23 protein-coding genes are annotated in these 23,266 nt (G+C 71.3%); 9 read left to right on the top strand and 14 right to left on the bottom strand.

Annotation, left to right across the window (positions count from 1 at the left end; translation table 11 throughout):
* Positions 1-76 precede the first annotated feature (76 nt).
* The gene (locus ACQBAS_RS01465; protein ID WP_427384554.1) at positions 77-2,563 is read right to left on the bottom strand and encodes a transglycosylase domain-containing protein; all 2,487 of its coding nucleotides are present in this window, start codon (positions 2,561-2,563) and stop codon (positions 77-79) included.
* Positions 2,564-2,843: 280 nt separating this feature from the next.
* On the opposite strand from ACQBAS_RS01465, the gene ACQBAS_RS01470 reads away from it, so the two are divergent.
* Entirely contained in the window at positions 2,844-3,107 is a 264-nt protein-coding gene (locus ACQBAS_RS01470; protein ID WP_427385558.1) for a WhiB family transcriptional regulator, read from the top strand.
* 13 nt (positions 3,108-3,120) lie between these two features.
* Here ACQBAS_RS01470 and ACQBAS_RS01475 read toward each other — a convergent pair whose 3' ends face one another.
* Together ACQBAS_RS01475 and ACQBAS_RS01480 are read right to left on the bottom strand one after the other, a co-directional pair.
* Positions 3,121-4,290 (bottom strand): ArsA family ATPase, encoded by a 1,170-nt coding sequence (locus ACQBAS_RS01475; RefSeq protein ID WP_427384555.1) that lies wholly within the window; start codon positions 4,288-4,290, stop codon positions 3,121-3,123.
* Positions 4,290-5,330 (bottom strand): ArsA-related P-loop ATPase, encoded by a 1,041-nt coding sequence (locus ACQBAS_RS01480; protein ID WP_427384557.1) that lies wholly within the window; start codon positions 5,328-5,330, stop codon positions 4,290-4,292. The genes ACQBAS_RS01475 and ACQBAS_RS01480 overlap by 1 nt, the downstream gene beginning before the upstream one ends.
* Positions 5,331-5,458: 128 nt before the next feature.
* On the opposite strand from ACQBAS_RS01480, the gene ACQBAS_RS01485 reads away from it, so the two are divergent.
* From ACQBAS_RS01485 to ACQBAS_RS01505, 5 genes are read left to right on the top strand one after another with little or no spacing between them, the layout of a single operon-like run.
* A complete protein-coding gene (locus tag ACQBAS_RS01485; RefSeq protein WP_427384558.1) occupies positions 5,459-7,084 on the top strand; it encodes an ABC-F family ATP-binding cassette domain-containing protein in 1,626 nt (541 codons plus the stop codon).
* A gap of 10 nt (positions 7,085-7,094) precedes the next feature.
* Positions 7,095-7,250 carry a hypothetical protein gene (locus ACQBAS_RS01490; protein ID WP_427384560.1) on the top strand — a complete coding sequence of 52 codons (156 nt, stop codon included), beginning with the start codon at positions 7,095-7,097 and terminating at the stop codon, positions 7,248-7,250.
* 1 nt (position 7,251) lies between these two features.
* On the top strand, positions 7,252-7,722 hold the full coding sequence (locus tag ACQBAS_RS01495; RefSeq protein ID WP_427384561.1) for a RidA family protein: 471 nt from the start codon (positions 7,252-7,254) through the stop codon (positions 7,720-7,722).
* 4 nt (positions 7,723-7,726) lie between these two features.
* Positions 7,727-8,626: an NUDIX hydrolase gene (locus tag ACQBAS_RS01500; RefSeq protein WP_427384562.1), complete on the top strand. Its 900-nt coding sequence runs from the start codon at positions 7,727-7,729 to the stop codon at positions 8,624-8,626.
* Complete coding sequence (locus ACQBAS_RS01505; RefSeq protein ID WP_427384563.1) at positions 8,602-9,438, top strand: MBL fold metallo-hydrolase; 837 nt, start codon at positions 8,602-8,604, stop codon at positions 9,436-9,438. Before ACQBAS_RS01500 ends, ACQBAS_RS01505 begins: the two co-directional genes overlap by 25 nt.
* Positions 9,439-9,471: 33 nt before the next feature.
* On the opposite strand, the gene ACQBAS_RS01510 is transcribed toward ACQBAS_RS01505, so the two are convergent.
* Complete coding sequence (locus tag ACQBAS_RS01510) at positions 9,472-10,149, bottom strand: Crp/Fnr family transcriptional regulator (protein WP_427384564.1); 678 nt, start codon at positions 10,147-10,149, stop codon at positions 9,472-9,474.
* Positions 10,150-10,200: 51 nt separating this feature from the next.
* Here ACQBAS_RS01510 and nth point away from each other — a divergent pair, with 51 nt between their 5' ends.
* Both nth and ACQBAS_RS01520 read left to right on the top strand, forming a co-directional pair.
* Complete coding sequence (gene nth, locus ACQBAS_RS01515) at positions 10,201-10,947, top strand: endonuclease III (protein WP_427384566.1); 747 nt, start codon at positions 10,201-10,203, stop codon at positions 10,945-10,947.
* A complete protein-coding gene (locus tag ACQBAS_RS01520) occupies positions 10,944-11,633 on the top strand; it encodes an NUDIX hydrolase (protein WP_427384567.1) in 690 nt (229 codons plus the stop codon). Before nth ends, ACQBAS_RS01520 begins: the two co-directional genes overlap by 4 nt.
* Before the next feature lie 12 nt (positions 11,634-11,645).
* Here the strand turns inward: ACQBAS_RS01520 and ACQBAS_RS01525 are convergent, their stop codons facing one another.
* From ACQBAS_RS01525 to ACQBAS_RS01540, 4 genes are all read right to left on the bottom strand, one after another.
* Complete coding sequence (locus ACQBAS_RS01525) at positions 11,646-12,461, bottom strand: alpha/beta fold hydrolase (RefSeq protein WP_427384568.1); 816 nt, start codon at positions 12,459-12,461, stop codon at positions 11,646-11,648.
* Between the two features lie 86 nt (positions 12,462-12,547).
* Positions 12,548-12,976 (bottom strand): phage holin family protein, encoded by a 429-nt coding sequence (locus tag ACQBAS_RS01530; protein ID WP_427384569.1) that lies wholly within the window; start codon positions 12,974-12,976, stop codon positions 12,548-12,550.
* A gap of 56 nt (positions 12,977-13,032) precedes the next feature.
* Complete coding sequence (gene nhaA / locus ACQBAS_RS01535) at positions 13,033-14,403, bottom strand: Na+/H+ antiporter NhaA (RefSeq protein WP_427384570.1); 1,371 nt, start codon at positions 14,401-14,403, stop codon at positions 13,033-13,035.
* A 156-nt stretch (positions 14,404-14,559) separates the two neighbouring features.
* Positions 14,560-15,096, bottom strand: coding sequence for an NADPH-dependent FMN reductase (locus ACQBAS_RS01540; RefSeq protein WP_427384571.1), 537 nt, complete (start codon positions 15,094-15,096; stop codon positions 14,560-14,562).
* Positions 15,097-15,296: 200 nt separating this feature from the next.
* Here ACQBAS_RS01540 and ACQBAS_RS01545 point away from each other — a divergent pair, with 200 nt between their 5' ends.
* Positions 15,297-16,106: a glycerophosphodiester phosphodiesterase gene (locus ACQBAS_RS01545; protein WP_427384572.1), complete on the top strand. Its 810-nt coding sequence runs from the start codon at positions 15,297-15,299 to the stop codon at positions 16,104-16,106.
* An 89-nt stretch (positions 16,107-16,195) separates the two neighbouring features.
* On the opposite strand, the gene acs is transcribed toward ACQBAS_RS01545, so the two are convergent.
* The 6 genes from acs to ACQBAS_RS01575 form a co-directional block, all read right to left on the bottom strand.
* On the bottom strand, positions 16,196-18,154 hold the full coding sequence (gene acs / locus ACQBAS_RS01550) for an acetate--CoA ligase (RefSeq protein ID WP_427384573.1): 1,959 nt from the start codon (positions 18,152-18,154) through the stop codon (positions 16,196-16,198).
* A 211-nt stretch (positions 18,155-18,365) separates the two neighbouring features.
* Positions 18,366-20,024, bottom strand: a complete 1,659-nt coding sequence (locus ACQBAS_RS01555) for a solute symporter family protein (protein ID WP_427384574.1) — start codon at positions 20,022-20,024, stop codon at positions 18,366-18,368.
* Positions 20,021-20,356: a DUF485 domain-containing protein gene (locus ACQBAS_RS01560; protein ID WP_427384575.1), complete on the bottom strand. Its 336-nt coding sequence runs from the start codon at positions 20,354-20,356 to the stop codon at positions 20,021-20,023. The genes ACQBAS_RS01555 and ACQBAS_RS01560 overlap by 4 nt, the downstream gene beginning before the upstream one ends.
* A gap of 204 nt (positions 20,357-20,560) precedes the next feature.
* Positions 20,561-22,078, bottom strand: a complete 1,518-nt coding sequence (locus tag ACQBAS_RS01565; protein ID WP_427384577.1) for a cation acetate symporter — start codon at positions 22,076-22,078, stop codon at positions 20,561-20,563.
* Positions 22,075-22,452, bottom strand: coding sequence for a hypothetical protein (locus tag ACQBAS_RS01570; RefSeq protein ID WP_427384578.1), 378 nt, complete (start codon positions 22,450-22,452; stop codon positions 22,075-22,077). Before ACQBAS_RS01570 ends, ACQBAS_RS01565 begins: the two co-directional genes overlap by 4 nt.
* The gene (locus ACQBAS_RS01575; protein ID WP_427384579.1) at positions 22,449-23,240 is read right to left on the bottom strand and encodes a LytR/AlgR family response regulator transcription factor; all 792 of its coding nucleotides are present in this window, start codon (positions 23,238-23,240) and stop codon (positions 22,449-22,451) included. The genes ACQBAS_RS01570 and ACQBAS_RS01575 overlap by 4 nt, the downstream gene beginning before the upstream one ends.
* Positions 23,241-23,266 lie beyond the last annotated feature (26 nt).

Below are 23,266 nucleotides of genomic sequence, written 5' to 3' on the forward strand. Positions count from 1 at the left end.
TGGGCCTGAACAGGGCATGACGAAGGGGGCGGACCAGGTCCGCCCCCTTCGTCATGCCCGGCGTGGTGCCGGCGGGTCAGCCGCCGTTGCCCTTGCCCTTCTTCTTCGTCGTGGTCGAACTCGTCGAGGTCGGCTTCTTCGTCGTGGTGGTCGACGGCTTCGTCGTGGTCGTCGGCGCGGCCGTCGTCGTCGGGGCGGGCGGGGCGGTCGTCGTCGGCGGCGGCGGCGGGGTGTACTCGGGGATGCCGTTGGACCGGTAGATCCCGATCATGGCGCCCTTGATGGCGCGACCGCTGGGGTCGGTGTAGGCCACGGTGCCCGCACCGTAGTTGCTGTTGACGTCCTGGACGACCTGGGCCTTGAAGCCGGCGTCCTCCAGCATCTGCATCGCCTGGTCCGTGGGCATCCCGACGACGTTGGGGATGTCGCGGAGGTCGCCCTCGATGATCTTGGCGCTGGGCTCCGTGAAGCTCTTCTTCTCCATGTCCGACGACAGGTCGTCCATGACTGACTTCCACAGCGGGGCGGCGATGGTGCCGCCGAAGATGCCCAGGCCGCCGTAGTTGCGCCCGCCGATCGTGTGGGGCATCGCCTTGCTACCCGTGAAGGGCTGGCCCACCCACACGGAGGTGGCGAGCTGCGGGGTGTAGCCGACGAACCACGACTGGTTGTGGTTGTCGGTCGTGCCGGTCTTACCGGCGGCCACGCGACCGTCGGCGAGCTTGGCGGCCGTCGCGGTACCGGTCTCGATCGGGCCGCGGAGCAGCTTGGTCACCCCCCGGGCGACGTCCTCGTCCATGACCCGCTCGCACTTCGTCTTCGGCAGCTTGATCTTCTTGCCGGCGGCCGTCGTGATCGACTCGATGGGGGTGGTCGGGCAGTAGATGCCGTCCGCAGCGAGCGTCGCGTAGGAGTTGGCGAGCGACAGGGGCGTGGAGTCGTCCGAGCCGAGGACGAGGTTGGAGATGGGGTACTCGTCCTTGTTCGTGGGGGCGGCGCCGTAGGGCGTACCGGCCCCGGTCTTGAGACCCATCTTCTTCATCGTGTCGCGGATCTTGCAGGAGCCGACCTGGGAGGCGAGCTGGGCGAAGGCGGTGTTGATGGACTCCGCGGTCGCCTTCGCGAGCGACATCTTGCCGCCGATGGGGTAGTCGTTCTTGACCGGCCACGGCTTCTGGGCCGTACACGTCCGCTCGAACTCCGACGGGTCGAACTCGTGGGCCTTCTTGGTGTCGGCGAAGGGCGCGTCGATCTCGGAGCTGAGGGGCATCCCCTTCTGGAGTGCCGTGACGAGGGCGTACACCTTCGCCGTCGAGCCGATGGCGAAGCCGCGGGTGCCGCCCATGGCGGTCGGGACCGACCAGCCCTGCTCGGTGTATTTCGTGGAGGACTTCGTCAGGCCCGTCTTGAACTCGCTCGTCTGGGCGATGGCGAGGACCTTGCCGGTGCCGGGCTCGATGGTCGCGGCGGCGGCGCCGACGCCGCTCGCGTCGCCGGTGGGGACCAGCTCGGTGAGGTCCTCACGCATCTTCTTCTGCCAGTCACGCCGTAGCGTCGTCTTGATCGTCAGGCCACCCTGGTTGATGTTGCGGGTGCGTTCGTCCTCGTTCTCGCCGAGGGCCGGGAGGGTCTTGAGGTAGGCCATGACGTAGTTGCAGAAGTAGGGGTCGGACGCGCGGGTGCACGTGCCGCCCTCGTTCGGCTTGACGTTGAGGTAGCTCTCGACCTTCGTGGCCTTGGCCTTCTCGACCGCAGCCTCGCTCGCGAAGCCGAGCTGGTACATCCGGGTGAGCACCATGTTGCGACGCTTCTCCGCGTCGCGCGGGTTGTTCACCGGGTCCGTCGTGCCGGGGGACTGGACGATGCCGGCGAGTGTGGCCGCCTCGACCAGCTTGAGGTCCTTCGCGCGCTTGTTGAAGTAGTGCCGCGACGCGGCCTCCACGCCGTAGGCCTGGTCGCCGTAGTAGACGAGGTTGAGGTAGCCGATGAGGATCTGGTCCTTGGTCATCGACTTCTCGATGTTGAGCGCGTACTTCAGCTCCTGCAGTTTGCGCGAGTAGCTCTTGGACACGGCAGCCGCAGCCGCTTCGTTGTCGCCCGCGCTGAGAGCCTTCTCCTGGAGCATGATCTTGACGTACTGCTGGGTGAGCGACGAACCACCCTGGGTCACGCCGCCGCTGCCGAGGTTCGTCGCGAGCGCGCGGGCCGTGCCGCGGATGTCGATGCCGCCGTGCTCGTAGAACCGCGAGTCCTCGATCGCGATCTGCGCCTTGCGCATGATCGGGGCGACCTGGTTGAGCTTCACCGTGATGCGGTTGGTGTCGTAGGGGGTCGCGACGACCTTGCCGTCGGCCGACATGATGCGGGACTGCTGACCCAGCGTCGAGGGCTGGAAGTCCTCGGGCATCTCGTCGAAGGCCTTGACGGTGGACCGCGCGGCCGTACCGGCGGCTCCGGCGACGGGCACCAGGAGCCCGGCGCTGACCAGCCCGACCCCGACGGCGATCGCGACGAAGGCCGCCAGCAGGGCGACGACGTGGGGCATGCTTGAGCGAGGCGGCATGCGGTCGAGGATAACCGGCGACACTGTGAACCCGGCCTTCGCCACGGGAATCGGCCGAACGGCCGTCCCCGGCTCAGGGGCGAAAACTAGTCATAACGGGCCATCAAAGGTGGCCCGCTGGGGTATTACGCGGTGCTCGCCGTGCTCCTACGGTGGGAGGACAGTCGTTCCGCTCCACGGCCAATGGGGAAGCCAGGAGGCACTTGTGTCCATCGCACCGCTCAGCCGCCGCGATCAGGGGTCCGCGCACCTGCCCGCACCCAACCATGGCGAGGACTGGATGCAGCGCGGCCAGTGTGTCGGCGGCGTCGACCCCGACGCCCTCTTTGTGCAGGGCCGCGAGCAGCGGTTCGCGAAGGCTGTCTGTCAGGGCTGCCCCGTGGTCGCCGACTGCCTCGCCGACGCCCTGGACAACCGCACCGAGTTCGGGGTGTGGGGTGGCCTCACCGAGCGTGAGCGCCGCGCGATCCTGCGTCAGCGCCCGGACGTGAGGTCATGGAAGGACCACTTCGCCCGGATGGCCGCCGAGGGCGCAGAGGCCTGACGCTGAGCCCGCCTCAGCGCTCGCTGAGGTCGGCCCCGATGGACCGCAACCCGTCGAGGTCGTGGATGTCCGTCGCGGCCGCGGGCACGGCGGTGACCGCCAGCCCCCGGTGCCCGGACCGGAAGCGCTTGACGACGGCCGCGTGCCGCTCCGCGATCTCGGCGAGTTCGGCGTGGACGCGCAGGAGCGAGACCGTGAGGTCCGTCGTGGGGGAAGCGTCCCCGCTCTCGGCCCCGTCCACGAGGGCGTCTGCGCACTCCTGGGCCCGCGTCGAGCCGAGCCGGCCAGCGGCCGAGCGCTGCACCCGGTTGATGACGACCCCGGCCAGCGGCATCCCGTCCTGACGCAGCCGCTCGACGAAGAAGCTCGCCTCACGCAGGGCGTCGCGCTCGGGGGTCGCCACGACGAGGAAGGCGGTCTCGGGATCCTTGAGCAGGGCGTAGGTCTTCTCCGCCCGCTCCCGGAAGCCGCCGAACATCGTGTCCAGCGCGGCGACGAAGGTCTGCACGTCGCGCAGGAGGTCGCCGCCGAGGATCTTGGTCATGACCCCACTTGCCAGGTTGACGCCCGCGGAGAAGACCTTGAAGGAGGCGCGGCCGCCCGCCTTCGCCGGCGCACTGATGAGCCGGATGAACCGGCCGTCGAGGAACGACCCGAGTCGCTTGGGCGCGTCGAGGAAGTCGAGAGCGGAACGCGAGGGTGGGGTGTCGACGACGATGAGGTCCCAGCTGCCGTCCTCGCCCGCCTGCGCTCTCAGCTGGCCGAGCTTCTCCATGGCCATGTACTCCTGCGTGCCCGCGAAGGAGGACGAGACGGCCTGGTAGAAGGGGTTGGCGAGGATCTGCGCGGCCTTCTCCGGGGTCGAGTGCGTCTCGACGACCTCGTCGAAGGTCCGCTTCATGTCGAGCATCATCGCGTCGAGCGACCCGCCCGCGGACGTGTCGATGCCGCCCACCGGCCGGGGGGTGTTGTCGAGCGCGGTCAGACCCAGACTCTGCGCCAGACGCAGCGCCGGGTCGATGGTCAGCACCACGACGCGGCGCCCGCGCTCGGCGGCGCGGACCCCGAGGGCGGCGGCCGTCGTCGTCTTGCCGACCCCACCGGCGCCGCAGCACACGATGATCCGGGTGTCGGGGTCGTCCAGGAGCGCATCCACCTGCACGACGGCTTCGGTGGGCGCCATCAGATCATCCCCTGCTCGGTGAGGGCGTCCGCGAGGACGGCGAGACCGCCCGAGTCGAGGCCATCGGTGAGGTGCGGGAGGCGACGCACCGGGAGACCGGCGGCGGCGACCTTCGCCTCCATCTCGGCCTGGAGGCCGATCCGCTCGAGGTGGTCACGGCCCTGCGCGAGGAGGCCGGCGACGACGGCCTCGGTCGGCTTGAGGCCGACCGATCGGAGGTCGTCCCGGACACCGTCGTGGAGTTCGCCGCCCTCGCCTCGAGCTGCGACGGACCCGACGAGGCGAGTCGTCTGATCAGCCGGGACGAGGGTGTCGCGGACCTGGTTCAGGACGATCGACCCCAGTCGCAGCGACGTCTCCGCGAGCTCCTCGGCGGCGTCGAGCGTCTCCTGCACCGGCATCTCCTCGAGGAGGGTCACGAGGTGGACGACCGTCTGCGGGCCCTGGAGCAGCCGCATGATCGACTCGGCCTGCGTCCGGATGGGGCCGACCTTGGCGACGTGGGCGACCTCGGTGTTGACGTTGAGGAATCGGACGATCCGGCCCGTCGGGGGAGCGTCGAGCACGACGGCGTCGAAGGCCGGCCCGCTCGCGTGCCGACCGGGCGCGGCTCGGCCGACGGCCTCGTAGACGCGGCCGATGAGCAGGACGTCACGCACCCCGGGCGCGATCGTCGTCGCGAAGTCGATCGCGCCCACCTTCTCGAGGACCGACCCGGCCCGGCCGAGCTTGTAGAACTTCTGGAGGTACTCCAGCAGGGCCGTCTTCGCGTCGACACTCAGGCCGACGATCTCGCCGCCCGAGCTGTCGGTGAGGATGCTCGTCTCGAGGTCACCGAGCGGGGGCACGTCGAAGGTCTGTGAGATCCCCTGTCGGCCCTCGACCTCGGCCAGCAGGACCCGCTTGCCCTGCCGGGCCAGCGCGAGCGCGAGGGCGCCGGCGACGGTCGTCTTGCCGGTGCCGCCCTTGCCGCTGACGATGTGCAGCCGCTGTCGTCCGGGAGAGCCGGAGGGCGCGGCACTCGTGCTCTGGCTGGTCACCCCTGCAGCCTAGTGGCGGACCTCGCGAGCCGCGTATGCTCGTGGACACCATGAAGAACTGACCCAGCGCCTGCCCGCGCCCGAGGCCCTTCGCCCGCGCGAGCTCCCGAACGACCCGCTGGAGTTCCATGTCTCACCCCCTCATCGTCCGCGATGTCTCGCACGGCTACGCCGGGCGCACCGTCCTCGACGCCATCGACCTCACCGTCGCGCCCGGGCAACGCGTCGGGCTCATCGGCGAGAACGGTGCCGGCAAGTCGACGCTCATCCGACTCGTCGCCGGTCTCGAGTGGCCGACTCACGGCAGCATCACCACCCCGGCGGACCTCGGCCACCTGGCCCAGGACAGCGGTCTCGACCCGGCAGACACCGTCGGCGACGTCCTCGCGCAGGCCCTTGCGCCTCTCCACGAGGCCGTGGCGCGACTGGAGGTGCTCAGCCATGACCTCTCCGATCCCGTTGCGGCACAGGCCTATGACGAGACCCTCACCTGGGCGCTCTTCCACGATGCGTGGGACGCCGATCGACGTGCCGAGGTGGCCGCCCAACGCCTCGGCCTCGACTCGGTGGACCGTGCTCGCCTGGTCCGCGAACTCAGCGGTGGCCAGCGCAGCCGTCTCGCTCTCGCGGCCCTGCTCACGCGTCGTCCCGCGTGCCTCGTCCTCGACGAACCGACCAACCATCTCGACGACCAGGCGCTCGACTATCTCGAGAGCGCGCTCGTCGAGCTGCCCGGCGCCGTCCTCGTCGCCAGCCACGATCGGCACTTCCTCGACGCGGTCTGCACTGCGGTGGTCGACCTCGATCCGAGCCACTTCGGGACCGACGGCGACGGCGGGCGGCGTTTCACCGGCGACTACACCGCCTACCTCGGGTTCCGTCGCGAGGCCCAGCGGCGTTGGCGGGAGGCGTATGAGGCCCAGCAGGACGAACTCGCCGACGCCCGCAGTGCGGCGCGCACGACGACGGCCGATGTCGCGCACAACCGTGCCCCGCGTGACAACGACAAGTTCGTCTACGCCTTCAAGGGTGCGCGCGTCCAGAAGTCGGCGACCCGTCGCCGTCGCGACGCACAGCAGCGACTCGAGGCCCTCGAACGCGACCAGGTCCCCAAGCCCCGCCCTCCGCTCACCTTCTCCGGCGAGGTGACGGCGGACGGTGCAGGGTCCGTCCGCGTGCGCGACCTCGTCGTCGACGGTCGACTCCAGCTGGCCCGCTTTGACGTCGCTGCGGGGCAGCACGTGCTCGTCGACGGGGCGAACGGCTCGGGCAAGTCCACCCTGCTCGCGGTGCTCGCGGGTTGCCTCGAGCCCGACGCCGGGGACGTCCAGGTCTCGGCGCGGAGGGTCGGCCTCCTCGCCCAGGATGTCGTGTTCGCCGACGCGCAGGTCACGGCCAGGGAGATCTACCGGGCGACCGGGGCGACGGTGCCCCTGGGGGAGCTCGGCCTCCTTCATCTGCGGGACGTGGATCGCCCGGTCGGGCTCCTCAGCGAAGGGCAGCAGCGACGTCTCGCCCTGGCGATCGTCGTCGGCGAGCAACCCGACCTGCTCCTCCTCGACGAGCCCACCAACCACCTCAGCCTCTCCCTCGTGGAGGAGTTGGAGGCGGCGCTGACCCGCACGCGGGTCACCGTCATCGTCGCGAGCCACGACCGGTGGCTGCGGGGACGCTGGGATGGTCGGCGAGTGCAGGTCGGGAGCGCCGGGAGCGACGTGGGAGGACGCGGGGAGGGCGGCGTGGACCGGCGGTAGGCTGCGGCCCATGACCACTTGGGAGTACGTCACCGTGCCGCTGATCGTCCACGCCACCAAGCAGATCCTCGACCAGTGGGGCGAGGACGGCTGGGAGCTCGTCCAGGTCGTCCAGGGGCCCGATGGCTCCAACCTGGTCGCCTACCTCAAGCGCCCGAAGGCCTGACATGGGAGCCGTCGAGAGCCGCCTCGCTGAGGCCGGACTGACCCTGCCGAAGGTCGCCACCCCGGTCGCCGCCTACGTCCCCGCCCTGCGCGAGGGGGACCTCGTCTTCACCTCCGGTCAGCTGCCGATGGTCGACGGCGCGCTCGCCGCGACGGGCAAGGTCGGCGACGGCGAGGGTCTCGTCGACGCCAAGACGGCGAAGGGGCTCGCGCAGACCTGCGCGCTCAACGCCATCGCCGCGATCGGTTCCGTCGTCGACCTCGACACCGTCACGCGCGTCGTGAAGGTGGTCGGCTTCGTCGCCAGCGACCCGGCCTTCACCGGGCAGCCGGGTGTCATCAACGGGGCGAGCGAGCTCTTCGCCCTCGCCTTCGGTGAGGCCGGCGCGCACGCCCGCTCCGCCGTGGGTGTCGCGACCCTGCCGCTGGACGCCCCGGTCGAGGTCGAGGTCATCGTCTCCGTCGCGGGCTGAGCCGATGGTCGAGCGCCGCTTCCCCCTCCCCGACACCCCGCAGGCCGTCGAGCGAGCGCGAGCCGCGCTCGCCGGTGAGCTCGAGGCCGCGCCCGCCCGCCCCGCGGCCACCGTCATGGTGGTCCGTGAGGCGGGCGCTGGCGCCCTTGATGCTGCGGTTCTCACTGCGGCGGGCGTCGAGGCGCCGGCGTCCGCGGGCGTCCCGGGCGCCGAGGTCTTCGTCCTCAAGCGGGTCTCGACGATGGCGTTCGCGCCGTCGACCTACGTCTTCCCCGGCGGCGGCGTCGACCCCCGCGACGCGACGCCCGATCTGCCGTGGGCGGGTCCGAGCCGCGGCGAGTGGGCCGCGCTCATGGACGTGAGCGACGACGAGGCGGAGATGCTCGTCGTCGCCGCGATCCGGGAGGTCTTCGAGGAGTGCGGCGTGCTCCTGGCGGGTGACCGCGAGGGGGCTCCGCTCGTCGACGTGCGCAGCGACGACTGGGCGGCCCGCCGGGCGGCCCTCGTCGCCCATGAGGCGTCGCTCGCCGAGGTCCTGACCGAGGCCGGTCTCGTGGCGCGCACCGACCTGCTCTCCTACCGGGCGCACTGGATCACCCCGACCTTCGAGCCGCGCCGCTACGACACACACTTCTTCGCCGCGTTGCTGCCGGACGGGCAGGCCGCGGACGACGCGACGACCGAGGCCGACCACGCCCGCTGGGTGCGCCCGGCCGACCTTCTCGAGCAGGCCGCCGCCGGCCGGGCCCGCATCCTGCCGCCCACGCTCATCTGCCTCGAGGCGCTCGCGGCGACGCCGAGTGCGGCCGCCTTCCTCGCGGAACGCCCACCGACGAGCCCCATCCAGCCCGAACTCGTGACCGACGAGGACGGCGCGGTGTGGCTCGTCTCGAGGCATCCGTGACGACGGCGGCCCCGGCGCCGTCGGCGGCACCCGGGGAGTGGGCCGGCGGGCAGATCACCCCGCACGCCCACTGCCTCCTCGAGGACAACGCCGGGCCGATGACCCTCGACGGCACCAACACGTGGATCGTCATGGAACCGGGCGGCTCCGAGGCGCTCGTCATCGACCCGGGGGAGCACGATCCCGACCACCTGCGCCGCGTCGTCGTGCACGTCGCGGAGCGGGACGCTCGGATCACCCGGATCGTCCTCACGCACCACCACGGTGACCACGCCGAGGGGGCGCCTCTGCTCGCCTCGCTCACGGGCGCGGACGTGCGCATCGTCGGCGGCGGGCACGACGACATCGCCGACGGCACGGTGCTCACCGTGGGGAGCCTCGAGCTGCGTGCCGTGGCCACCCCCGGGCACACGACCGACTCGGTCTCCTTCGCCCTGCCGGCCGACCACGCGCTGCTCACGGGAGACACCATCCTCGGGCGCGGGACGACGGTCGTCGCCCACCCCGACGGTGAGCTCGACGCCTACCTCGCCTCGCTCGACCGCCTGCACGCCTTGACCGGTGGTGGCGATGTCACGACGATCCTGCCGGGTCACGGGCCGGTGGTCCCGGACGCCGCGGCGATGGTCGCCTTCTATCGTGTGCACCGTCTGGAGCGGCTGGAGCAGGTCCGTCAGGCACTGGCGGACGGCGCCGTCACGGCGGACGACGTCGTCGAGCGCGTCTATGCCGACGTGCCGCGCGCGGTCTGGGCGGCGGCACGCCAGAGCGTGCTCGCCCAACTCGTCCACCTCGGGCGGACGCCGGGCTGAGCTCCCGGTTGGGTCCGGGTCAGTCGGCCGGGGTCAGCGCGCGCGGCGCTGGAGGCGCTCGACGTCCTGAAGCAGGACCGCACGCGCCTCGAGGCGCAGCCAACCGCGGCTGGCGAAGTCGGCCAGGGCCTTGTTGACCGTCTCGCGGGAGGCCCCGACGAGCTGGGCCAGCTCCTCCTGGGTGAGGTCGTGGGCCACGAGGACGCCGTCCTCGACGGGGCGGCCGAAGCGGCGCGAGAGGTCGAGGAGGGCCTTGGCCACGCGACCGGGCACGTCGGTGAAGACGAGGTCGGCGAGCGTGTCGTTGGTGCGCCGCAGCCGAGCCGCGAGGGCGGACATCAGCGTCATGGCGACGCGCGGCTGACCGGCGACGAAGTCACGCAGCTGGTGGTTGTCGAGCGCGACGAGCTGGGTCTCGGCGACAGCCGTGGCGGTGGCGGTGCGGGGGCCGAGGTCGAAGAGGCTCAACTCGCCGAACATCTCGCCCGGGCCGAGGATCGACAGCAGGTTCTCCCGGCCGTCGGTGCTCGTGCGGCCGAGCTTGATCTTGCCCTCGGTGATCACGTACAGCCGGTCGCCCCGGTCGCCCTCGCGGAAGAGCACGTCGCCGCGCTCCATCCGGCTGGCCGTCATCGTTGCCAGCAGCGCGTGTGCGGCGTCGTCGTCCAACGCCGAGAACAGGGGGGCTCGTCTCACCACGTCAAGGTCCACGGACCGTAGTGTGCCACGGGTGGGTCGTGGCCCGGCACGTACGCTGGGGCCGTGCCTGCAGCTCGTGCCGAGACCCCCCTCGCCCTGACCCGCCGCGCTCGACGCATCCAGCGCGCGCTGGCCGAGCGGTACCCCTACGCGCACTGTGAACTCGACTTCGAGAACCCCCTTCAGCTGCTCGTCGCGACGGTCCTCTCGGCGCAGACGACGGACGTCACCGTCAACAAGGTGACGCCGACCCTCTTCGCGCGCTGGCCGCACGCCGCTGCCCTGGCCGCGGCCGACCGGGACGAGATGGAGGCGGTCCTGCGGCCGACGGGTTTCTTCCGCGCCAAGACGAACTCCGTGATCAATCTCGCCGCCGCGATCCTCGAGCGGTATGACGGCGAGGTCCCGGGGCGCCTCGCCGACCTCGTCACCCTGCCCGGCGTCGGACGCAAGACGGCGAACGTCGTCCTTGGCAACGCCTTCGGGGTCCCCGGGATCACCGTCGACACCCACTTCGGTCGCCTCGTGCGGCGGTGGGGCTGGACCGACGAGACCGACCCGGTGAAGGTCGAGCACGCCGTCGGTGACCTCATCCCGCGGCGCGACTGGACGATGCTCAGCCACCAGGTGATCTTCCACGGACGGCGCACCTGCCACGCGCGGCGTCCCGCGTGCGGCGCCTGCTCGATCGCCTCCCTGTGCCCGTCCTACGGCGAAGGGGAGACCGACCCGGTCGCGGCGGCGCGGCTGCTCAAGTACGAGATGGCGCCCGGTCAGCCGTGGGCGCCCCAGCCCGGAGCGGACGCGTGAGCGGGGCACCGGCGTGGCTGACCCGCGTCGAGGAGGAGTTCGCCCGCGACGTGCCCGCGTGGTTCCGGGAGTTCGGCCTCGGCGGGACCGCCGACGGGCTGCCCGCCGATGGCGGGGCGGCTCGCGAGGCGGCGGTGCTCATGCTCTTCGCCGGCGACGAGGACGGCGGTCACGACGTCGTGCTCACCGAGCGCTCCCGGCACCTGCGCTCGCACGCCGGGCAGGTCTCCTTCCCCGGCGGCCGGGTCGACCCTGACGACGACGGGGTCGTGGGTGCCGCACTGCGCGAGGCGCAGGAGGAGGTCGGGCTCGATACGCGAGGAGTCGAGGTCGTCTCGACGCTGCCGCCCCTCTTCCTGCGTCCCAGCAAGCAGGCCGTCACGCCCGTCCTGGGGTGGTGGCACACCCCGGGTCCGATCGGAGTCGTCGACGAGGGCGAGGTCGCGCGCGTGGTCCGGGCTCCGCTGGAGACGTTGCTCGACCCCGCCAACCGGTTCACGGTCGTCGGCCCGCGGGGCTATCGCGGCCCCGGCTTCGAGGTGGAGGGGCTGTTCGTCTGGGGCTTCACGGCGACGCTGCTCGACACCGTCCTCGACCTGGCGCACCTGACCCGGGAGTGGGACGCCGACACCGAACGACGGCTGCCCGCCCGGGAGATCTCCGCCATCCTGCGCCGTCGCGGCTGACGCGCCGGTCGGCTAGACCGTGGGCAGCCACTCGAGAACGTGACCGGTCACCTTCTCCGGCGCCTCCTCGGGCAGGAAGTGACCCACGCCCGACAGCGTGACGAGGCGCAACGGGCCGTCGACGAAGGGGGCGCTCTCGTTGGCCAGGCCGCTCACGACGGCGCGGTCGCGCGAGCCGTGGAGTTGGAGGACGGGGACGTCGATGGGCGTGCTGATCCGACGCATGAGGGCCCAGCCGTCGGGACGCACTCTCACCCGCGCGAGCCACCGGTAGAACTCGGCGGCGGCCTGGGGGGAGAAGGGCAGCCCGAGGATGTCCTCGTAGCGCTCGAGCACCTCGGGCGTCAGCCACGATCGGTCGGGCCCCGACCACGCGCGCAGGAGTTCGGTGACGCGGCCGCCGGCGGCCAGCTGCCGCTCCGGCGCGAAGGGGACCTGCAGCGCTCGGATGTAGGTGTTGGCCCGTCGTTGGCGAGGGTGCCGCAGCGACGCGCGGGCAAAGACCCGCGGATGGGGCATGGACAGGGTCGCGATGGCCCGCGTCACGGTGGGCTGCAGGGCCGGCATGCACCACGCCAACCACGCGCCGATGCCGTGCCCGACGATGACGGCCTGGTCGGCGCCGAGGGAGCGGATGACGGCCGCGAGGTCGTCGGTCATCGTCGTGGCGTCATAGCCCCCCGGCGGCTTGTCGCTGGCACCGAAGCCCCGCAGGTCGACGGCGCACACGCGGTAGCCCGCCTCGGCCAGCGGGGTCATCTGGTGGCGCCAGGCCCACCAGAACTGCGGGAAGCCGTGGACGAGCAGGACCAGCGGTCCGGTGCCCATCTCGGCGACGTGGAAGCGTGCCCCGTTCGCCGCGACGAAACGGTGCGTCCACGGACCCTCGACGAGGGCCGCCTGCGCGTCGGTGCTCAGTGGCCCGGCTTGAGCGCGGCCACGGTTTGCTGCGCGTTCTTGATCGCGCGCTCCGGAGCCGGCTTGGCCTTCTTCAGGGCCTTGATGCCGAGCAGTGCGAGGACGACGGCGGGGATGAGGATGAGCGCCGCGACGATGAGGTAGCCGGCCCACAGGGGGAGCCAGATCCCGATGACGTGCGCCAGGGCGTGCAGCAGGTAGATCAGGCCGAAGATGGCCAGGACCCCGGCGGCGGCGAGGAAGCCGGCTCCCTTGCCGATCCCCTTCGCGCCCGAGGTGACCTCGAGCTTGGCGAGGGCGATCTCGCTGCGGATGATCGTGGAGACGTCGTGCGAGGCGTCGGCGACGAGCTGACCGACGGTCCGCTCGGGCGGGGCAACCACAGGTGCGGCGTGGCGCGCGGTGGTCTCGTGCTGCTGCGTCATGGTGCGTCTCCGGGGGTAGGCGATGGCCACGGGGGCCGGATGTACCGAGCAGTACCCTAGCCGTCCGCCCTTCCGCGGGTCTCCTCCTGGTAGACGTCGGGGACGCCATCGAGGTCGACATCGCTCGCCTCGACCTCGGCGAGCTCGCGCCAGGCGGCGTTGCGCACGCGGAGCACGGCTCCGCCGAGCAGGGCCGCCAGGAGGGACCCGGCAAGCACCGCGACCTTCACGTGGTCGTCCTGCGCCGACCCCGCGCCGAAGGACAGCTCGCCGACGAGCAGTGAGACGGTGAATCCGATGCCCGTCAGGAGCGCCAGGCCGAAGACGTCGACCCAGGACAGTGCGTCGTCGAGCTGGGCTCGGGTGAACTTCGCCAGGACGAAGGTCGACCCGAAGACGCCGATGACCTTGCCCAGGACGAGGGCGGCCACCACGGCGATCGTCACCGGGGAGGCGGAGGCGGCACCGAGGCCGCCACCGACGACGGTGACGCCGGAAGCGAAGAAGGCGAACACGGGCACGGCGACGCCGGCGGACAGCGGGCGCAACAGGTGCTCGAAGCGGTGGGCGACGTCCGTGTCCGCCGACAGGCGACTGGCGGCGGGGACACTCGCGCGCGGCCGGACCGGAACGGCCAGCCCGAGGAGCACTCCAGCGACGGTGGCGTGGATGCCCGAGGCGTGGACGAGGCCCCACGTCGCCAGGGCGAGGGGCACGAGGAGCCACCACTGGGTCATCCGGCGCTGGGCCAGCGCGGCGAACGCACCCAGCGGAAGCAGCGCGAGCAGGAGGGGCGTCAGGGCGAGGGACTGGGTGTAGAAGATGGCGATGATGGTGATGGCGATGAGGTCGTCGACGACGGCCAACGTCAGCAGGAACGAGCGCAGTGCGGTGGGCAGGGCACTGCCGATGACCGCGAGCACGGCCAGGGCGAAGGCGATGTCCGTCGCCGTCGGGATGGCCCAGCCGCGCAACTCTTCTGGCGAGCCGCCCAGGGCGAGGATGACGGCGACGAAGACGAGCGCGGGGGCGATCACGCCGAAGGCGGCCGCGACGACCGGCACGGCCGCCTTCGCGGGGTTGCGGAGCTCGCCGACGAGGAACTCGCGCTTCAGCTCGAGTCCCGCGACGAAGAAGAAGACGGCGAGCAGCCCATCGGCGGCCCAGTGGCCGAGCGAGAGCCGCAGGTGGCCCCAGTCGACCCCGACCTCGAGGTCCCGCAGGGCGGCGTAGGAGTCGCGCCAGGGCGAATTGGCCCACAGGAGCGCGGCGAGGGCGGCGGCGAGCAGGACCGCGCCGCCGATGGTCTCGGTGCGCAGCGCCTCGGCGACACGCTGCGCCTCGGGCCACCCCGGCCGTCGAAGGATGGCCGTCGAGTCGGCGCGGTCATCGGCGCCCTGCTGGCGGCGGCGTTCGGGGGTGCTCACGGATCCTCCGGGAAGTGGGTGCGGGTCAGCCAACGGACGCCCGCGGAGCGGGGCGACGCCGACCAGACTTCCCGGCACACCAGTGACGACTCTACCCGGGCGCACATCGGCCCCGCGGCGAGGCCGCGGGGCCGATCGAGGAGCGGTGCGACCGGATCAGGCGGTCGCGGGCACCTTCGCCTCGAGCTCGGCGAAGGTCGCCGCGAGCGCCGCCGTCGTCTCGTCGTTGACCGTGAGGTCGCCGTCGATGCTGATCTCGTCCATGAAGACCAGGCCCGGGGCGTCGACGACCACGGCGCTGACGTTGCCGAAGACCGGCTTGAGGGCCTCGACGGCGCGGGAGCCGCCCATCCAGCCGTAGCCGACGAGGGCGACGGGCTTGCCCTCCCACTCGGTGAAGAGGTGGTCGATGGCGTTCTTGAGGGGCGCCGTGAAGGACGCGTTGTACTCGGCCGTGGCGAAGATCAGGCCGTCGAGCGAGGAGACCTTCTCGGACCAGGCGATGGTCGTCGCCTGCTCGTAGTTGCCGTCCTTTGGCATGCCCGGCTCGGACAGGAAGGGGAGGCCCTGCTCGGCGAGGTCGATGATCTCGACCTCGACGCCCTCCGGGGCCTGCGCGGCGATCCACGTCGCGACCTTGGGGCCGATGCGGGTGGGGCGGGTGCTCGTGATGACGATTCCGATGTTGGTCATGGAAAAATCAACCATCTGACCTCGTGGGGCATTCCGGCGCCATCGGCGCGTGATCGTGACGCCGGTCACACCGCGCCTCACATGAACGGCAGTCGACCCGCGTGCGACACCGTGGGCCGCCGCGGGAAGCCTCGGTGAACTGTCGTCGCTGTGGGCACGACGGGGCCGGTCCGGGCGTCCCGGTCCGTCACCGTGGACTCATGAGCTACGGCGACGAGCAGCAGCCCCTGGCGATCGCGCACCGCGGAGGTGCGGGCCTCGCCCCCGAGAACACCCTGGCGGCCTTTGCGCGCTCGAGCGCCTTGGGCGTGCGCTACCTCGAGTCCGACATCAAGCTCACCGCCGACGGCGAGCTGGTCTGTTTCCACGACGAGCTCCTCGATCGGTGCACCGACGGCCGCGGACGCATCGGCGCGCACACGCTGAAGCAGTTGCGTGACGTCCGCGTCGAGGGCACCGAACCGATCCCGACGTTGGCCGAGGCCCTCGAGGCCTTCCCCGACGCCCGGTTCACCATCGACCTCAAGGACCAGGCCGCGATCGAGCCGCTCGCGCGGCTGCTGCAGCGCCGCGACTTCGCCGAGCGCCTCTGCGTGGCCGGGGCGTGGGATTCCTGGCTCGAGCAGCTCCGCTCCCAGGCCCCGGGGGTCCGCACGGCGCTGGGCTGGCGCTCCCTCACGACACTCATCGCGTGCTCCAAGGCCGGCGCACCGATCCCCGCGCGGACGCTGCGCGGCCGCTTCGCCCACGTGCCGATCAGCCTCGGCCGCGTGCCCGTCTTCGCCGACCGCCTCGTCGCCCGAACCCACCGACTCGGGCTGCGGCTCGTCGTGTGGACCGTCGACGACCCGGAGCTGATGCACCGCCTCCTCGACGCCGGCGTCGACGGGCTCATCTCCGACCGCCCCGACATCCTGCGTGAGGTCATGATCAGCCGCGGGCAGTGGCTGCCCATGGAGACGGTCTCGGGCGGCGCCAACCGGGACACCTCCCGCCACCAGACGGCCTGACGGCTGGCGGCCCGACGGACAGGGGGTACGACGCAGCGGGGCCCGGGCCGCCATGGCGTCCCGGGCCCCGCTACCCCCTCCGGCGGAGGTCAGTCCGCAGCTGGCGTGGCCATCCCGTCCTTGATCAGGCCCATGACCGAGGAGTCGGCGAGGGTCGTGACGTCACCGACCTCACGGTTCTCGGCGACGTCCTTGAGCAGCCGGCGCATGATCTTGCCCGAGCGGGTCTTGGGTAGCTCCGGCACGATGAGGATCTGACGGGGCTTGGCGATCGGGCCGATCTCCTTCGCCACGTGGTTGCGCAACTCCTGCACGAGCTCCTCGCCCTCGCCCGCCTCGTCGGCCTCCTGCACGAACTCCTCGCGGAGGATGACGAAGGCGCACACGGCCTGACCCGTCGTCTCGTCGCTGGCGCCGACGACCGCCGCCTCGGCGACCTTCGGGTGCGAGACGAGCGCGGACTCGATCTCGGTGGTCGAGAGTCGGTGACCCGAGACGTTCATGACGTCGTCGACACGGCCGAGCAGCCAGATGTTGCCCGCCTGGTCGTACTTGGCCCCGTCGCCGGCGAAGTAGAACTTCGGCCCGAACCGCGACCAGTAGGTCTCCTTGTACCGCTCCGGGTCGCCCCAGATCCCGCGGAGCATGCCCGGCCACGGCTTCGTGAGCACGAGGTAGCCGACGGCGTCGGGATCGGTGAGGTGGTTGCCCTCGTCGTCGAGGATCTCGGCGCTGATGCCCGGGACGGGGCGCTGCGCCGAGCCCGGCTCGAGCGAGGTCACGCCGGGCAGCGGGGAGATCATGATGCCGCCGGTCTCCGTCTGCCACCACGTGTCGACGATCGGTGCGGAGTCGGCGCCGATGTTCTTGCGGTACCAGAGCCACGCCTCCGGGTTGATCGGCTCGCCGACGCTGCCGAGGACGCGGATGCTGCTGAGGTCGTACTTCGCGGGGATGGCGTCGCCCCACTTCATGAACGTGCGGATGGCCGTGGGTGCCGTGTAGAGGATGGACACGCCGTACTTCTGGACGATCTCCCACCAGCGGCCCTGATGCGGGCTGTCGGGGGTGCCCTCGTAGAGGACCTGCGTCGCGCCGTTGGCCATGGGGCCGTAGACGATGTACGAGTGGCCGGTCACCCAGCCGATGTCGGCCGTGCACCAGTAGACGTCCGTCTCCGGGTGCAGGTCGTGGACGACCGAGTTGGTGTACGCGGCCTGGGTGAGGAAGCCGCCCGACGTGTGCAGGATGCCCTTGGGCTTCCCGGTCGTGCCGGACGTGTAGAGGATGAAGAGCGGGTGCTCCGCGTCGTGCGGCTGGGCCTCGTGCGTGTCGCTCTGGGCCTCGACGAGGTCGTGCCACCAGACGTCGCGCTCCTCGTCCCAGGCGACGTCGGTCTTGGTGCGCTGGACGACGAGCACCTTCTCGACCGTGGTCTCTCCGGTGATCGCCTCGTCGACGGCGGCCTTGAGCGGGGCGGCCTTGCCGCGCCGCCACTGACCATCGGAGGTCACGACGACCTTCGCCTCGCCGTCGGCGATGCGGGTGCGCAGAGCGTCGGACGAGAAGCCGCCGAAGACGACGGAGTGCGGTGCGCCGATGCGCGCGCAGGCGAGCATCGTGAAGACGGCCTCGGGGATCATCGGCAGGTAGATCGCGACGCGATCGCCCTTGGTGACGCCGAGCGACTCCAGGGCGTTGGCCGCCTTCGAGACCTCTCGTTGGGCGTCCGCGTAGGTGATCGTGCGGGTGTCACCCGGCTCGCCCTCGAAGTGGAAGGCGACGCGGTCGCCGTTGCCGGCCTCGACGTGGCGGTCGACGCAGTTGTAGGCCACGTTGAGCTCGCCGCCGACGAACCACTTGGCGAAGGGGGCGTCGGTCCAGTCGAGCGTCTGGGTGAAGTCGGTGGCCCAGGTGAGACGGTTGCGGGCCTGCTCGGCCCAGAAGGCCTCGTGGTCGGCATCGGCCTGGTCATAGAGCCCGGCCTTGCCGTTCGCCTGAGCGGCGAACTCTGCGGTGGGCGCGAACTGATCGGTTCCGTTGGGCACCGTTCCTCCTCATTGAGTGGTCACTGCCCCCAAGCCAACCCCGTGGCGGCGAGCGGTTCAACCCCTTCCTGCGTCGACGCGACGGGCGGGGCGGTTGGCGCGCCGAGCGGACGCGACCGGGCCCGGGGAATGGACGGTGGATGTCCATCCCCCGGGCCCGGGGTGCGCCGGCGGTGGAGGAATGGACCGGTGAGGTCCATTCCCGCGCCGGTCAGTGGTGGATCGCCTCGCCCACACCGTGACCGGTGAGGCTGCGCACCTCCATCTCCGCGTACTTCGCCGCGTCGAACTCCTTGCTCGTGAGGGTGCCGATCACGCCCAGGAGGAAGCCGAGGGGGATGGACACGAGTCCGGGGTTGTCGAGGGGGAACCAGGAGAAGTCGACGCCCTGCAGCATCGACGGGCTCTTGCCCGTCACGGGGTCGACCGGCTTGCCGGAGACGACGGGGCTGAAGATGATCAGCCCGATCGCCGAGATGAGACCGCCGTAGATGCTCCACAGGGCACCTCGGGTGTTGAACCGCTTCCAGAAGAGGGAGTAGAGGATCGTCGGCAGGTTCGCGCTCGCCGCGACGGCGAAGGCGAGGGCCACGAGGAAGGCGATGTTCTGGTCCTTCGCGAGCATGCCGCCGCCGATGGCGATGGCGCCACCGCCGAGGGCCGCGTAGCGGGCGACCTTCACCTCTTCCTCCTGGGTGGCCTCACCGCGACGCCACACGCGGTTGTAGAGGTCGTGCGCGAAGGTCGCACTCGTCGTGATGGTCAGGCCGGCGACGACCGCGAGGATGGTCGCGAACGCGATGCCCGAGACGATGCCCAGCAGCGGCGAGCCACCGAGCTCGTAGGCGAGCAGCGGCGCGGCCGCGTTGGCCTTGCCCGGTGCGGCCGCGATCTTCTCGGGGCCGACGAGGGCGCCGGCGCCGAAGCCGATGACGAGCGTCAGCAGGTAGAAGCCGCCGATGAGCCAGATGGCCCACTCCACGGACTTGCGGGCCTGCTTGCTCGTCGGGACCGTGTAGAAGCGCTGCAGCACGTGCGGCAGTCCGGCCGTGCCGAGCACCAGGGCCAGGGACAGCGAGATGAAGTCGATCTTCGACGTCGTCGAGATGCCGTACTTCAGACCGGGGTTGAGGAGGGCCTCGCCGGCCTTGGGGTTGGCGTCGACCGCGGCCTGGAAGAGGCTCGAGAGGTTGAGTCCGTACTTGCCCAGGACCCAGACGGTCATGACCGCGGTGGCCGTGATGAGGAGGATGGCCTTGATGATCTGGACCCAGGTGGTCCCCTTCATTCCGCCGATCATGACGTAGGCAACCATGACGACACCGACGAAGGCGATGACGATGTTCTGCGCCGTGGCGCCGCTGACGCCGAGGAGGAGCGAGACGAGCCCGCCCGCGCCGGCCATCTGCGCGAGCAGATAGAAGAACGAGACGGCCAGAGCCGACGTCGCTGCGGCCATGCGGACCGGCCGCTGCTTGAGGCGGTAGGACAGCACGTCGGCCATCGTCAGGCGGCCGGTGTTGCGCATCAGCTCGGCGACGAGCAGGAGCGCGACGAGCCACGCGACGAGGAAGCCGATGGAGTAGAGGAAGCCGTCGTAACCCTGGAGGGCGATGGCGCCGGCGATGCCGAGGAAGGACGCCGCCGACAGGTAGTCACCGGCGATGGCGATGCCGTTCTGCTTGCCGGAGAAGGCGCCGCCGCCGGTGTACATCTGCTCGGCGGTCTTGCGGCCGCCGGCGATCTTGATGACGATCGTCAGCGTGACGAGGACGAAGGCGGCGAAGATGCCGATGTTGAGGGCCGGGCTGCCGACACTCGTCTCGGCGACGACGCCGGACAGGACGGGGGCCGTGGTCAGGGCGCTCATGACGGGTCCCCGTCGATGAGCTCCTGGCCGATGGCGTCCGCGCGCGGGTCGAACTCACGGTTCATCCAGCGCGAGTACAGGAGCGTGATGGCGAAGGTCGTGACGAACTGACCCAGGCCCATCAGGAGGCCGATGTTGATGTTGCCGAACACCTTCGTGCTCATGAAGTCGGTCGCGAAGACCGACAGCAGCACGTAGAGGAAGTACCACGCCAGGAAGAACGCGGTCAGGGGGAAGACGAATCCGCGGAAGCGCCGACGCAACTCGCCGAACTCCTCCGTCTGTTGTACGGCGAGATAGCGCTCGCCCAAGGTCTGGGTCTCGGGGTTCACCGACGGCCTCCGTGGGTTGCACGGCAGGCTGGGCGCCCGCCGTTGGACAGGCCCAGAGTGACGGTGGTCAAGGGGCGACGGGGACCCCCGCGCGGGCGGGCATCGACCGGAGGGGCCCTCGCGCGGTCTGCGGACGGCGCGCGTGCGCCGAACGGTCGCTCACGGGCGACCAGCGGTCAGCCGGGGATGGGGAAGGGGGTTGCGTCAGCGGCTGCGCAGCCGCTCGGGCGAGTGCAGGCGGCTCAGGGTCGCGCGGGTGTGGCGCGGGATCCGTCCCGGTGTCGCGAGCGAGACGAGGATCGCGGCGGCGAAGGCGAGAGGGGTCGTCCACAGTGCCGGGTGCTCGAGCAGCGCGCCCAACCACCCCGTGCGGTCGTCGAGCGAGATCGTCGCGATGACGGCGCTGGTGGCGGCGCCACCGCCGAGAACGAGTCCGGCCGCCGCGCCCGTGGTGCTCAGCCGCGGCCACCACACCCCGAGGATGAGCAGGGGAGCGAAGGTCGCGGCCGCGACGGCGAAGGCGAGCCCGACCGTCGTCGCGATGCCGAGTGGTTCGACGAGCCGGCTCAGGGCGTACGGGCCGACGACGGCCAGCACCGTGGACAGCCGGAAACTCTGGACGCCCGAGGCGTCCCCCTTCGTCAGGCGGGACAGGCGTGGGCGCAGCACGTCCTGGTCGATGACCCCGGCCACGGACATGACGAGACCGCTCGCGGTGCTGAGGAAGGCGGCGAACGCACCGCCGGCGAGGAGCGCGCCCAAGAGTTGGCCGGAGGTGCCGTCGAGAACGGCCGTGGGGAGGTCGAGCACGATGGTGTCCGCGGCGCCCGCCCGTGCGCCCCCCGGGAGGTAGACCCGACCGAGCCAGCCGTAGAGCGGTGGGAAGACGTAGAAGAGGCCGAGCAGGGCAAGGACGACGACGGTGGTCCGGCGGGCCGCGCGGCCGTCGGGGTTGGTGTAGAAGCGGACGACGACGTGCGGCAGACCCATCGTGCCGAGGCTGAGCGCCAGCAGTGTCGACCAGGTCGTGTAGAGCGGGTGGTCGTTGGCGCCGAAGCCCCACATCGGCTCATCCCACCCGGCCGGCTCACCGACCGGGTCGGGCGCGCCGGATCGCCACCAGACCCACAGCAGGACGAAGGCCGGCACGGCGATGGCGGTCAGCTTGAACCAGTACTGCAGCGCCTGGACCAGCGTGATCGAGCGCATGCCACCACCGGCGACGTTCATCCCGACGATCAGGGCCACGACGAGGCCGCCGACCCACGGCGGCGCGCCGGTGACGTGGCGCAGCGCGATGCCGGCGCCCTGGAGTTGGGGGAGGAGATAGAGAGAGCCGATGCCGATGACCAGTCCCGAGCACAGCAGGCGCAGGCTGCGTGATTCGAGGCGCGCTTCGGCGAAGTCGGGCAGCGTGTACGCCCCCGACCGGCGCAGCGGGGCGGCGACGAGCACGAGGAGGACGACGTAACCGACCGTGTAGCCGACGGGGAACCAGAGGAGGTCGACGCCGCCGTCGTAGACGAGCCCGGCCACGCCGAGGAAGGACGCGGCGGAGAGGTACTCCCCGCCGATGGCGCTCGCGTTGCGCACCGGGCCCACCGCCCGCCCGGCGACGTAGAAGTCGCTCGTCGCGCGCGAGAGCCGCATGCCGAAGATGCCGAGTCCGAGGGTGGTGACGCAGACGACGACGATCATCGCCAGGCCGTAGGGGTCGCTCACGGCTCCCCGACGATCTCGACGAACTGGTCCTCGATGCGTTCGCTCGCCCGGGTGTAGGCGCGGGCGACGAGGAAGACGGTGGGGTAGACGACGAAGCCGAGCAGCAGCCACGGCAGCGGGACACCGGCCACGTCGAGGCGGCCGGCGGCCGGGAGCACCGCGAAGAGGACCGGCAGGCCGCCGAGCAGGAGGGCGCCCAGGCCGATGACGAGGAGCGCGAGGCGGCGTTGCGCGCGCATGAGGTGATCGAGGTAGAGGGCGCCGAGTCCGGTCTGATCGTGCACGTCCTGCCGCAGGCGCCCGGCATTCCGGCGCGGGGCGCCGCGGCGGGTGCGGGTCACGCGCACGCGGCGACCGACGGTCGGTTGGGTCACGACGGCGGGGTGCGTCCGGGGAGCTGGAGCATCTGCTCGCGAAGGTCGCGTGCGTGCCGGCGGCTCACCTGGAGCTCCTGGCCCTCGACGACGACGGTGACGCGACCGTGGTCGCTGCGGACCTCCTCGACGTGGTTGGTCGACACGAGGGTGCTGCGGTGGATGCGGACGAATCCCGCACTCGCCCAACGCTCCTCGAGCGTCGCCAGGGGGATGCGGACGAGGTGGGACCCGTCCCGCGTGTGCAGGCGCGCGTAGTCGCCCTGAGCCCGAGCGAAGCGGATCTGGCTGCGTTGGACGAAGCGCGTGACCCCGCCCAGCTCGACGGGGATCGTTTCGTCCTCGAGGGCGGCGGGCGCCGGGGCCGGGGCCGGCGCCTCGGCGAGGCCGGTGACCACGCGACGGACGGCCTCAGCGAGGCGGTCCGGTCGGACCGGCTTCATGACGTAGTCGGTGGCTGCGACGGCAAAGGCGTCGACGGCGTGCTCGTCGTAGGCGGTGACGAAGACGATCTGGGGCCGCTCGGCGAAGCGGGCAACGATCCGGGCGAGTTCCATGCCGTCCAGGCCCGGCATGTTGATGTCGGAGAAGACCACGTCGACCGGCTCGTGCTCGAGGGACCGCAGGGCGTCCGTGCCGCTGCTCGCCGTGAGGACCGTGCCGATCCGGTCGTCCTGCTCGAGGAGATAGCTCAGCTCGGAGCGGGCCGGGGCCTCGTCGTCGACGACGAGGGCGGTCAGGCCGCGGGTGTGGGGCACGGCCGCACCCCGATCGTCCTGCGTTGGCATGGGTGGCAGCCTACGGCCGGCTGGCC

The organism is Janibacter zhaoxuefangae, assembly GCF_050271985.1.
Classification (GTDB): Bacteria; Actinomycetota; Actinomycetes; order Actinomycetales; family Dermatophilaceae.

Coding starts and splice junctions, on each gene's coding strand:
- ACQBAS_RS01525 (WP_427384568.1), bottom strand. CDS start 12,461: ATGGGCACCGGACCGCTGGTCCTGCTCGTCCACGGCTTCCCGCAGTTC.
- ACQBAS_RS01545 (WP_427384572.1), top strand. CDS start 15,297: ATGAGCTACGGCGACGAGCAGCAGCCCCTGGCGATCGCGCACCGCGGA.
- ACQBAS_RS01485 (WP_427384558.1), top strand. CDS start 5,459: ATGTCTCACCCCCTCATCGTCCGCGATGTCTCGCACGGCTACGCCGGG.
- ACQBAS_RS01490 (WP_427384560.1), top strand. CDS start 7,095: ATGACCACTTGGGAGTACGTCACCGTGCCGCTGATCGTCCACGCCACC.
- ACQBAS_RS01540 (WP_427384571.1), bottom strand. CDS start 15,096: ATGACCAACATCGGAATCGTCATCACGAGCACCCGCCCCACCCGCATC.
- ACQBAS_RS01500 (WP_427384562.1), top strand. CDS start 7,727: ATGGTCGAGCGCCGCTTCCCCCTCCCCGACACCCCGCAGGCCGTCGAG.
- ACQBAS_RS01470 (WP_427385558.1), top strand. CDS start 2,844: ATGCAGCGCGGCCAGTGTGTCGGCGGCGTCGACCCCGACGCCCTCTTT.
- ACQBAS_RS01555 (WP_427384574.1), bottom strand. CDS start 20,024: ATGAGCGCCCTGACCACGGCCCCCGTCCTGTCCGGCGTCGTCGCCGAG.
- ACQBAS_RS01465 (WP_427384554.1), bottom strand. CDS start 2,563: ATGCCGCCTCGCTCAAGCATGCCCCACGTCGTCGCCCTGCTGGCGGCC.
- ACQBAS_RS01575 (WP_427384579.1), bottom strand. CDS start 23,240: ATGCCAACGCAGGACGATCGGGGTGCGGCCGTGCCCCACACCCGCGGC.
- ACQBAS_RS01475 (WP_427384555.1), bottom strand. CDS start 4,290: ATGGCGCCCACCGAAGCCGTCGTGCAGGTGGATGCGCTCCTGGACGAC.
- ACQBAS_RS01495 (WP_427384561.1), top strand. CDS start 7,252: ATGGGAGCCGTCGAGAGCCGCCTCGCTGAGGCCGGACTGACCCTGCCG.
- ACQBAS_RS01530 (WP_427384569.1), bottom strand. CDS start 12,976: ATGACGCAGCAGCACGAGACCACCGCGCGCCACGCCGCACCTGTGGTT.